Origin of the sequence: Pseudomonas azadiae (assembly GCF_019145355.1) — a bacterium.
GTDB lineage: Bacteria > Pseudomonadota > Gammaproteobacteria > Pseudomonadales > Pseudomonadaceae > Aquipseudomonas > Aquipseudomonas azadiae.
On the sequence record NZ_JAHSTY010000001.1, the window covers coordinates 1695480 to 1706679 of the forward strand.

The 11200-nt window shown below is 61.2% G+C and carries 8 protein-coding genes; 3 read left to right on the top strand and 5 right to left on the bottom strand.

What is annotated here, in order from left to right; all coding sequences use genetic code 11:
• Positions 1-148 precede the first annotated feature (148 nt).
• Positions 149-1609, top strand: coding sequence for a membrane-bound lytic murein transglycosylase MltF (mltF, locus tag KVG91_RS07635; RefSeq protein WP_169377098.1), 1461 nt, complete (start codon positions 149-151; stop codon positions 1607-1609).
• 135 nt (positions 1610-1744) lie between these two features.
• Here mltF and KVG91_RS07640 read toward each other — a convergent pair whose 3' ends face one another.
• The 5 genes from KVG91_RS07640 to treP form a co-directional block, all read right to left on the bottom strand.
• Complete coding sequence (locus KVG91_RS07640) at positions 1745-2017, bottom strand: PTS transporter subunit EIIB (RefSeq protein WP_169377097.1); 273 nt, start codon at positions 2015-2017, stop codon at positions 1745-1747.
• Between the two features lies 1 nt (position 2018).
• Entirely contained in the window at positions 2019-4526 is a 2508-nt protein-coding gene (ptsP, locus tag KVG91_RS07645) for a phosphoenolpyruvate--protein phosphotransferase (RefSeq protein ID WP_169377096.1), read from the bottom strand.
• 183 nt (positions 4527-4709) lie between these two features.
• Entirely contained in the window at positions 4710-5930 is a 1221-nt protein-coding gene (locus KVG91_RS07650) for a maltoporin (RefSeq protein WP_169377095.1), read from the bottom strand.
• A 69-nt stretch (positions 5931-5999) separates the two neighbouring features.
• Positions 6000-7646: an alpha,alpha-phosphotrehalase gene (gene treC / locus KVG91_RS07655; RefSeq protein ID WP_169377094.1), complete on the bottom strand. Its 1647-nt coding sequence runs from the start codon at positions 7644-7646 to the stop codon at positions 6000-6002.
• Between the two features lie 122 nt (positions 7647-7768).
• Entirely contained in the window at positions 7769-9211 is a 1443-nt protein-coding gene (treP, locus tag KVG91_RS07660) for a PTS system trehalose-specific EIIBC component (protein ID WP_169377093.1), read from the bottom strand.
• 253 nt (positions 9212-9464) lie between these two features.
• Between treP and treR the strand changes: the two genes are divergently transcribed.
• Positions 9465-10169, top strand: a complete 705-nt coding sequence (treR, locus tag KVG91_RS07665; RefSeq protein WP_076949858.1) for a trehalose operon repressor — start codon at positions 9465-9467, stop codon at positions 10167-10169.
• Complete coding sequence (locus tag KVG91_RS07670) at positions 10153-10953, top strand: APH(3')-II family aminoglycoside O-phosphotransferase (RefSeq protein ID WP_404822342.1); 801 nt, start codon at positions 10153-10155, stop codon at positions 10951-10953. Before treR ends, KVG91_RS07670 begins: the two co-directional genes overlap by 17 nt.
• Positions 10954-11200: the final 247 nt, after the last annotated feature.

Consider the following 11200-nt stretch of genomic DNA (forward strand, 5'->3'; position numbering starts at 1 on the left):
ATGGGGCATTCCGCACAGTTATTTTAACCGTCACAATCGTGCGCCAAGCCGCATTTCTGCGGGCTGCAGCACAGTTTTGCGGGCGCTAGCAGACAAGTCCCACGCTGTCGAGATATGGCGCCGTGGGCCGTTTGCGTATACTGCGCAGATGTTCTCCCCAACTGCTTTGCGCCCGCGATGCGCCAAATGGCTCATCGCAACCGGACTCTTCCTGATGCTCAGCGCCTGTGTTGATAAACCCAGCACGCTCGAGCGAATCAAGGAGGATGGCGTATTGCGGGTGATCACCCGGAACAGTCCGGCGACGTATTTCCAGGACCGCAACGGTGAAACCGGTTTCGAATACGAACTGGTCAAGCGCTTTGCCGATGACCTGGGAGTAAAGCTTGAGATCGAGACCGCCGACAACCTCGACGACCTGTTCGGCCAGTTGGGCAAGCCCAACGGCCCGGTCCTCGCTGCCGCCGGCCTGGTCAGCAGTGAACAACGCCAGCAGCAGGTACGTTTCTCCCACCCGTACCTTGAAGTGACCCCGCAGATCATCTACCGCAACGGCCAATCGCGCCCGACGAATGCGGCGGAGCTGGTGGGCAAGAAGATCATGGTGCTCAAGGGCAGCACTCACGCCGAACAGATGGCGGCGCTTAAAAAGCAAAATCCTGCAATTGAATACGAAGAATCCGACGCCGTTGAGGTCGTCGACTTGCTACGCATGGTGGACGAAGGGCAAATCGACCTGACCCTGGTGGACTCCAACGAAGTGGCGATGAACCAGGTGTACTTCCCCAACGTGCGCGTGGCGTTCGACCTCGGCAACGCCAGCAACCAGAGCTGGGCCGTGGCGGCGGGTGAAGACAACAGCCTGCTCAACGAGATCAACGGCTACCTGGATAAAGTTGAAAAGAACGGCACGTTGCAGCGTCTGAAAGATCGCTATTACGGGCACGTCGATGTACTGGGTTATGTGGGCGCCTACACGTTCGCCCAGCATCTGCAGCAGCGCTTGCCCAAATACGAGAAACACTTCCGTGCCTACGCCAAGGCAGAAAAGGTCGATTGGCGCCTGTTGGCAGCGATCGGCTACCAGGAATCGCTGTGGCAGCCGGCCGTCACCTCCAAGACCGGCGTGCGCGGCCTGATGATGCTGACCCAGAACACCGCCCAGGCGATGGGCGTGTCCAACCGACTGGATCCCAAGCAAAGCATCATGGGCGGCGCCAAGTACCTGGCCAAGATCAAGGACGAACTGGACGACAGCATCGCCGAGCCGGATCGCACCTGGTTCGCCCTCGCCGCCTACAACGTCGGCACTGGCCACTTGGAAGACGCCCGCACCCTGGCCAAGCGCGAGGGCCTGAACCCGAACAAATGGCTGGACGTGAAAAAGATGCTGCCGCGCCTGTCGCAGAAGCAGTGGTACAGCAAAACCCGCTACGGCTATGCGCGCGGTGGCGAGCCGGTGCATTTCGTGGCGAACATCCGGCGCTACTACGACATCCTGACCTGGGTGACCCAGCCGCAGCTGGAGGGCAACCAGGTGGTCGAAGGCAACTTGCATGTGCCGGGTGTGGATAAGACCAAGCCGCCGGAAGATACCCCGCAGTTGTAAACGCAGTTTTCCATACCACCACAAAACCCATGTGGGAGCTGGCTTGCCTGCGATGCAGGCACCTCGGTGTATCTGTCGCACCGAGGTGATGCTATCGCAGGCAAGCCAGCTCCCACATTTTGATCCGCGCTTGGCTTAGAGACCGGTGAGCAGATGAACCACCCCGCCCGTCAATACCATCATTCCCGGCACCCCCGCAGCCTTTAACGCTGCAGCATCCACCTTCGCCGCATCCAGCAATTGCACCCGCACCCGCGTCAGCGCCACACGCTGCTGCGACTTGAGATTACCCGCGCCGCCCAGCGCACTCAGCACATCCGCCGACAACAAACCCGGCGCCGCTGCAGTTTCGGCGATCAAATCCGGGGTCAGCGCCTTCCAGAACGCTCTTTGCCATTTCTCGAACATCTCAGTGCTCCACGACAGGTAAGGTTTCAACAGCGGCGGCGTGATACAGGCGCAAGGCCTCACGCACCTGACCGGCTTCTTCCAGACCCAGCACTTGGCGGGCGATGAGCTGGCAGTCGGCCAAGTCCCGTTCACGCACGTTCGCCTTGATACTGGGGATCAACGGTACGCTGACCGAAAGTTCATCCACCCCCAACCCGATCAACACCGGTACCGCCAGCGCCTCGGATGCCAAGGCACCGCACACGCCCACCCATTTGCCGTGGGCATGGGCGGCCTTGACGGTGGCGTCGATCAGCCGCAGCACCGCCGGGTGGAAGCTGTCGGCCTGGCTTGCCAGGCGCGGGTGGTCGCGGTCCATGGCCAGGGTGTATTGGGTCAGGTCATTGGTGCCGATCGAGAAAAAGTCCACATGGGGCGCGAAGACATCCGCCATCAGCGCGGCAGACGGTACTTCAACCATGATGCCCAGCTTCGGCAACTCGGTAAGCCCGAGCGCCAGCGCCTCCTCTTCAAGCATTGCGCGCGCCAAGTGCAACTCCGAGAGCAGGCTGACCATCGGCAACATGATATGCAGTCGCGCAAAACCGGCACTGGCAAGGATCGCGCGGAACTGTTCGCGCAGCAGGTGCGGGCGCTCCAGGCACAGGCGAATGCCGCGCAGGCCGAGGAATGGGTTGGTCTCGGCTTCCATCGGCACATAGGCCAAAGGTTTGTCGCCACCGACATCCAGGGTGCGCACCACCAGGTTGCGCTCACCGCCCAGGGCACGGGCGATCGCCGTGTAGGTCGCCGCTTGTTCGTCGGGGCTCGGCGCGCGGTTGCGATCCAGGTAGAGAAACTCCGAACGCAACAGGCCGACGCCTTCGCCGCCGAGGCTCAACGACTGCTCCACTTCCTGCAGCGAGGCAACGTTGGCGGTGACTTCAATGTGATGACCGTCGCGGGTGGTTGCCGGCAAGAACGCTTGCGCCACGTCGCGTTGGTGACGCAGTGCTTGCTGCTGGCGCGCCGCTTCCCGTTGCTCGATATCGGCCAGGTCCGGGTCCAGGTGCAACTCGCCTTTGTCGGCGTCCAGCAGCACCTGCTTGCCATTGGCCAAGCCCAGGACCTGGGCCGAAACACCGCAAATAGCCGGCAGCCCCAGGGCTCGTGCCAGAATCGCGACGTGGCTGGTCGCGCCACCGCCAACCGTGACAAACCCCAGCACCTTGCGTGTATCCAGGCCGGCGGTTTGCGAAGGCGTCAGTTGCTCGGCAATCAGGATCGCGCGCTCCGGCAGGTCCCAGGCGCTGTCCGCAATACCCAGGATCAGTTTCAGCACGCGCTGGCCGACGTCCGCCAGGTCGGCCGCACGTTCGGCAAGCAACGCATTGCCCGAACCCTGGAACAGTTTGGCGGTGGCAACCGTGGCACGGTTCCAGGCAAAGGCGGCACTCTTGCCTTCCGCCAGCAGGCCATGGGCCTGGTCCAGCAAGGTCGGGTCTTCGAGCAATTGCTGGTGAGCACGGAAAATGTCCGCCTGGACGCCGCCGGCAGCCTGGGCTTGCAGCGCTTCGGTTGCGGTGCGCAGGCCACGCGCCAACGCAGCACGTTCGAGCGCTTCACCGGCCCCCGTTTCAGCGATATTCAGCTCGGGTTCGGTCACCTGAACGACCTGACCAAACGCCGAACCCGGTGACGCACACACGCCGCGCAGCAACGTCGTCGACGACACCGTTGCGACCGGCTCGGCCGTGCGCGTCACCGCCTCGCCACAGCCATCAGCCAACAAAGCAGCCAGCACGTTGATCGCCGCCTCGGCGTCCTCCCCCGCCGCGCTCACCTGCAAGGAATCGCCCTGCATGGTTTGCAACGCCATGATCGCCACCAGCGACTTGGCGTTGGCGCTCTGGGTTTGCTTGTGCAGGTAAATACTCGCGGTGAACCCCTTCGCCGCCTGGGCGAACACCCCGGCCGGGCGCGCGTGCAAACCGTTGGCGTTGGGCAAGGTCACAGGCTTGGAGAACAGCGCATCGCCCGCCTCTTCGTCCAGCGCTTGAGCGGACGGTGCCGGGGATAACTGCATCAGTGGCTGACCGGTTTGCACAAGGTCGGTTGCCAGTACGGTAAACGGCTCGCCGCTGACCACCAGCATCAAGGTCAGCAAGCTGCGCGCGTTGAGCGCTACGTAGTCGGCATCGAATTCGACCAGCGCTTGCCCGGCCTCCACCCGCTGGCCTTCCTGCACCCGCCGGGTGAAACCCTGGCCCGCCAGGTTCACGGTGTCCAGGCCGATGTGCAACAGCACCTGGACGCCATTGTCAGCGGTGATGCTGAGCGCATGCCCACTGTCCTGGATATTGCTGATCACCCCGGCCAGCGGCGCGCAGAGGGTCTGCGAGGTGGGGTCGATGCACAGGCCGTCACCGATCAGGCGGCTGGAGAACACCGGGTCGGGCACCTTATCCAGCGCCAGCAGCACACCGGATAGAGGCGCCAACAGTTCCAGGGGTTGAGTTGCGGTCATGGCTTCACCTGCTGTTTTGTTCTGTAAAAATCACTGGTCGGGGACAAAGGCTTGATCCAGAGCGCCGCACCTGTGGGAGCTGGCTTGCCTGCGATGGCATCACCTCGGCACCACTGGGATACCGAGTCGCCTGCATCGCGGGCAAGCCCGGCTCCCACATAAGCGCGTCCACATTGGGCTTGGTTATTTCCACCAGTACTCGACTTGCACACCCACATTCGACCCATGCCGCGCCGTGCCATAGGAGCCGGTGTCGGACAATGCCGACCCCGCCGCCAACTCATTCGCCGCGCGCTTGGCCGCTTCGTTCCAGGTCGCATAGGTGTAGTACAAACGCACTTCCGGCCGCGCCCAGAATTCCGGGCCTTTGGGCGACCAGGTCGGGGCAAAGGTAACTTTGCTCAGCTTGCGCGTGCCGCCGGCGGCGTCGACTTGGTCATGCCCAAGCTCGGCGACCAGTTTGAACTGCTCGCTGATGGCATACGCCGGGCGCACACCGAGGGACATCCAAGTCTGGTCCCGGCTGCCCGGACGAATGTCTTTCTGGTACACCGCCTCGACCTGCCCACCCAACCGCGGCGTCACCTGCCAGTCAAAAAACTCCACGGCGCGGTAACTTTTGCTGCTGCGGTCCAGGAAGGTATTGCCGGTGTAACCCAGGCCGGTGCCCGGGCCTTCGCCGTACTGCAAGGCGAACTTGTTCTTGCCGCCGAGGAAGGGCTTTTGCTCATGCTGCGCGGTGAGTGCCCAGCCGCTGTTGGTGTCGCGTCCGCCGGCTTTTTCGATGTAGCTCAAGCCCAGCTCCAACTCACCGCCGGGGTTGGTCTTGAAGCCCGCGACGTTGAAATCGTGACGGGTGGCGTATTCTTTCTGGTACAGGTTGTCCTTGCGGGAAATGGCATAGCTGTACTTGAGGTCGCCGAGCAGCACATCCTCAATACCGCCGCCCGTGGCGCTCTGGTTCCAGTAGTAGAAATCGGAGATGTGGATGTCGTTGCGCTTGTAGTAACGCCGCCCGGCCCACAGCGAGCCGCCATTGAGGCTGGGCAGGTTGGACCACTGCGCATACATCTGCGGCATGCGCGCGGTGCCGTTGTTCTCGCCCTGGAACTTCAACTGGCGGTCGTACTTGTTATAGAGCGATGCCATGGCGTCGACGCTGAGCACCGAGCCGTCGTCGAGGGTCAGCAGGTCCTGACGCAGTTGCAGCTCGCCGTACTGCTCGCATTCGTTGCCCAGACGGTATTTGGTTTGCGCCCCCGGCAGTTGGAAACACTGCTGCGGGCCGCTGCCGGTTGAAGTCCCCACACCGCTGCGCACATACCCCGCAAATTCCAGGGCCTGAGCACCCAATGGCAGGCTCAGGCAAGACGCAACGAGGCCCAGCTTTATTGTTGCTTTCATAAAGCACTCCGATATTTTTATTATGTTTTTCAACGCGACCCGTGCTCCCACACGGGGTTACAGCAGGTCTCAATCCTTGAGGTGCAGCACAAAGGATTCGTAAGGCCGCAGCGCGACCGTGCCCGTACGCACCGGGCAGTCGGGGTAGTTGCTGATCAGCAGGCGTTGCTCGCTTGCCGGGTTGATGACGCCGTGCGGTAGGTGGATTTCGCAGGGCGTGCCGTAGAAGTTATTGAGCACCAGCAGGCGCTCGCCATGACCTTCGCGCAGGTACGCCCAGACCTGCAGATGGTCCTGCAGCAGTGGTCGATATAGGCCTTCCTGAATCAGCGGTTCATGGCGGCGCAAGGCAATCAACGCGCGGTAGTGATGCAGCACCGAATCCGGGTCATCGCGCTGGCATTCGACGTTGATACTCGAGGCATTGGCCGCAATGCCGATCCAGGGTTCACCTGTGCTGAAGCCGGCGTTCATCCCCGCATTCCACTGCATCGGCGTTCGCCCGTTGTCCCGCGATTTCTGCATGATCGCCGCCATGCTCGCCGCCTCGGACTCGCCCGCATCGCGCTTGAGGCGAAAGATGTTCAGGGTCTCCACATCGCGGTATTGCTCGATCCTGTCAAAGCCCGGATTGGTCATGCCCAGCTCTTCGCCCTGGTACACAAACGGCGTGCCCTGGAGGAAGTGCAATGCGGTGGCGAGCATCTTGGCCGAGACCACGCGATGCTCACCGTCATTGCCGAAGCGCGAAACCACCCGCGGTTGGTCGTGGTTACACCAGAACAGCGCATTCCAGCCGCCACCGGCCTGCATGCCCATTTGCCAATCGGAGAAGATTTGCTTGAGTTGCAGGAAGTCGAAGTCGGCCTTCACCCACTTCTGCAGGTTCGGGTAGTCGACTTTCAGGTGATGAAAGTTGAAGGTCATCGACAGTTCTTTCGACGCCGGATTGGAGTAGCGAATGCAATGCTCCAGGCGGGTGGACGACATCTCGCCGACGTTGATCAGGTCGTGGCCTTCGAAGACTTCGCGGTGCATCTCCTGCAGGTACGCATGCACGTTGGGGCCATCGGTGTAGAAACGGCGGCCGTCGCTCTCGTCTTCGGGGAAATCGGCGGGCTTGGAGATCAGGTTGATCACGTCCAGGCGGAAGCCGCCCACGCCCTTGTCGCGCCAGAAGCGCATCAGCTTGAACACCTCGGCGCGCACCTTGGGGTTGTCCCAATTGAGGTCGGCCTGGGTGTGGTCAAACAGGTGCAGGAAGTACTGGCCGGTTTGCGCCTCGTATTCCCAGGCCGAGCCGCCGAACTTGGATTCCCAGTTGTTCGGCTGGTCACGCCAGATGTAGAAGTCGCGGTACGGGTTGTCGAGGCTGCTGCGCGCTTGCTGGAACCACTCGTGCTCGATGGACGTGTGGTTGACCACGATGTCGAGCATCAGCCGGATGCCGCGCTTGGCCGCTTCGCTGATCAGCAGGTCGCAGTCGGCCATGGTCCCGTAGCTCGGGTCGATGGCGTAGTAGTCGCTGATGTCATAGCCGTTGTCGCGCTGGGGCGATCGCAGGAACGGGGTGATCCACAGGCAATCCACGCCCAGCCATTGCAGGTAGTCTAGCTTGTCCACGATGCCCAGCAGGTCACCGGTGGCGTTACCCGCGTGGCTGTGGAAGCTTTTGGGGTAGATCTGGTAGATCACCGAGTGTTGCCAGTTTTGCATGGGGGGTTCCTTCAATAATTGTGTGCTGGCCTTGAGGGCCTCATCGCAGGCAAGCCAGCTCCCACACTTGAATGTGTTCACAAATCCAGGTGGGAGTCGGGCTTGCCCGCGATGGCGATCTATCAAGCGACGCGATAACCCGGCCGAACAATCTTCATGCTCAACCCACAGGTCAAAACAAACGGCACCACCATCGCGATGACCATGCCGGTCACAAACACCGCAATGGATTGCGGCACGATCGAAATAAACCCAGGCAAGCCCCCCACCCCGATGGCCGAGGCCTGCACCTTGTTCAACGACAGGAAAACGCTGCCCAACGCCGAGCCCAGCAGGGCCGCATAAAAGGGGAACTTGAAGCGCAGGTTCACCCCGAACATCGCCGGTTCCGTAATGCCGAAATACGCCGAGATCGCCGAGGTCGAGGCCATGCTTTTGTCCCGCGCATTGCGGCTGGTGTAGAACACCGCCAGCGCCGCGCTGCCCTGGGCCAGGTTGGACATGACGATCATCGGCCAGATAAAGGTGCCGCCCTGGGTCGAAATTAGCTGCAGGTCCACGGCAAGAAACATGTGATGCATGCCAGTGATCACCAGCGGCGCATAGAGCAGGCCGAACAGCGCGCCGCCGACCATCGGCGCCAGGTCAAACAGCGTGACCATGCCTTCGGTGATCAGGATGCCGAGGTGACGGGTCACCGGGCCGATGATCGCCAGGGCCAGGACGCCGGTGACGACGATGGTGGTGATCGGCACGACGAGCAATTGGATCGCGTTGGGCACCCTGGCCCGCAGCCATTTCTCGATCACGCTCATCACATAGGCCGCCATCAGAATCGGCAGGATCTGTCCCTGATAGCCGACCTTTTCGATCTGGAACCAGCCAAAAATATCGAAGTACGGCAGGCTCTGGCCGTCGAGGCCGGCCACGGCCTTGCCGTAGTTCCAGGCATTGAGCAGATCGGGGTGCACCAGCATCAGGCCCAGCACGATGCCGAGGATTTCACTGCCGCCAAACCGCTTGGCCGCCGACCACCCCACCAGCGCCGGCAGGAACACGAACGAGGTGTTGGCCATCAGGTTGATCAGGCTCCACAGGCCGTCCAGGTTCGGATAAGCCTGCAGCAGCGTCTGACCCTCGATGAACATGCCCTTGGCGCCCATCAGGTTGTTCACGCCCATCAACAGGCCGGCAATGATCAACGCGGGCAGGATCGGCATGAACACGTCGGAAAACACCCGCACCAGCCGCTGCATGGCGTTGGTCTTATCGGCGCCTTTCTTCTTCACGTCCGCGATGGTGGCGGCGGCGAGACCGGTCAGCTCGCGCAGGGCGGCGTAGACCTTTTCCACTTCGCCGGGACCGATCACCACTTGGAACAGGCCGCCGGTAAAGAACGAACCCTTGACCAGATCGACCTGGTTCAACGCGCTGCCATTGACCCGGCTCGGGTCCTTGAGCGCCAGGCGCAGGCGGGTCACGCAATGGGCAGCTTGCTCAAGGTTGTCGCGGCCCCCGAGGTGCTCGAGGACCTCGCGGGCGATAGTCGAATAGTCGTGGCTCATGCTTGGTTTCCACTTTGATTTTTTTATTGGGGGGCAGTCATTGGCAGCACGCCGAAAGCAAAAGTACTCGTACAGACGAGCTAAAGCAACAACTCGTCTGTACGAGTTACACATTGTTTAATTTTGCTGGCCGTCGAACCGCTGCAAGCCGCATGAATCAAAGGGTCTAATGGACAAACTTGTACGGTGCCACTAAGGTTCCTGCCTTGACCGCGCAGTACACCTTCATCACGCCGGGCACAGAGCCAACGCCATGAGCAAATACAACCAGATCTATACGGATCTGCTTGCCAGCATCACCACCGAACGCCTGCAGCGCGGCACGCGCCTTCCCTCCGAAACCGAACTGATGGACAGCTACCAGGCCAGCCGCGGCACCGTGCGCCGGGCCATCGAGCAGTTGCAGGAGCGCGGCTTTGCGCAAAAGATCCACGGCAAGGGCACTTTCGTGTTGTCACCCAACCCGATTGAGTTCCAACTGGGCGGCATCGTCAGCTTCCACGAAACCCACGCCGACCTGGGCGATGACGTACACACCGAAGTGGTGGAATTCACCCAGTTGCCACTCGAAGGCGCACTGCTGCAACACATCGAAGCCGAACCCGGCGCCCTGATCACGCGCATCAAGCGCGTGCGGCGTATAGGCGGCAAACGCGTGATCCTCGACATCAACCACTTCGTCGCCGACGTAATTCCCGGCCTGGACCGCGTGATTGCCGAACAATCGATCTACGCGTTTATCGAACAAACCCTGCAACTGCAGATCAGCTACGCCCAGCGCACCATCGAAGCCCTGCCCCGCAGCAAGGACGATCAGGCACACCTGGACCTTGACGGGCAAAGCCATGTGATTGTGGTGAGTAACCAGACGTTTTTGCAGGATGGGCGGCAGTTCGAGTACACCGAGTCGCGGCATACGTTGGATAAGTTTTACTTTTCGGATGTTGCGCGGCGGTGAGCCGGCGGCGACCATGAAGATTCCTAACAAATGGCGTAAACAATTCCTCCATGCGCTCCTTGAACAGCAGACTATCGGGGAATCGCGCGCAAACGTCTTTCGCCTAAGCCGGGACGACGGTACGGACGTGTTCCTGAAGTCCGAGCCCCTTGATGAGTTCGGTGAGCTTGCAAACGAAATCGAGCGGCTGCGCTGGCTGCGGCACATGAATCTGCCTGCGCCTGCGGTCTTGGACGAAGTCACGGAAGACCATCGCCATTGGCTGCTGATGACCACCGTGCCGGGACAGAACCTGGCCAGCGCCAGCGAGCTTTCTGCCGCGCGGATCATCAACATACTGGCAACCGCGCTACGTACTTTGCATCAGGTGCCCATCGCACTTTGCCCCTTCGATCATTCACTTGAACGACGCATCGCACAGGCCCAAACGCACGTCAGTGCGGGACGGGTGGACGAGACAGACTTCGACGACGAGCGACTGGGACAAAGTGCTGGGGACGTGCTGGCAGAGCTTCTGTCGACTCAGCCAAAGACCCACGATCTGGTGGTGACCCATGGCGATGCCTGCCTGCCGAACTTCATGACGGCAGACGGTCGTTTCAGCGGCTTCATCGACTGCGCACGGCTGGGGATCAGTGACCGTCATCAAGACCTCGCCCTTGCGGCGCGAAGCATCGAACGCAACCTTGGGCAGGCATGGGTGAAACCCTTTTTTGAGCTTTACGGTGCAGAACCCGATGAGCAGCGGATGAAGTTCTACTGTCTGCTGGACGAGTTTTTCTGACGCTGGGCGTGCCCGTTTCACACAGGGTTGCGAAGCGGCCCCTATTCCTCGAAGCAGCTTGTTACCTTTGAGGTCCGAAGCGAGCTGACAAACAGATTCAACCTTACCTAGAATGCCTGCGTGGCTATGGAACACCTTCCTTCTATCCTCCTATGACCTAGGGGTTCCGCTCTCCACACCGCGCCTGCTTTTTGCAGGCGTTTTTACATCAGCAGAACAATGCTGCAGCTCGTCCACGACGGCGGCC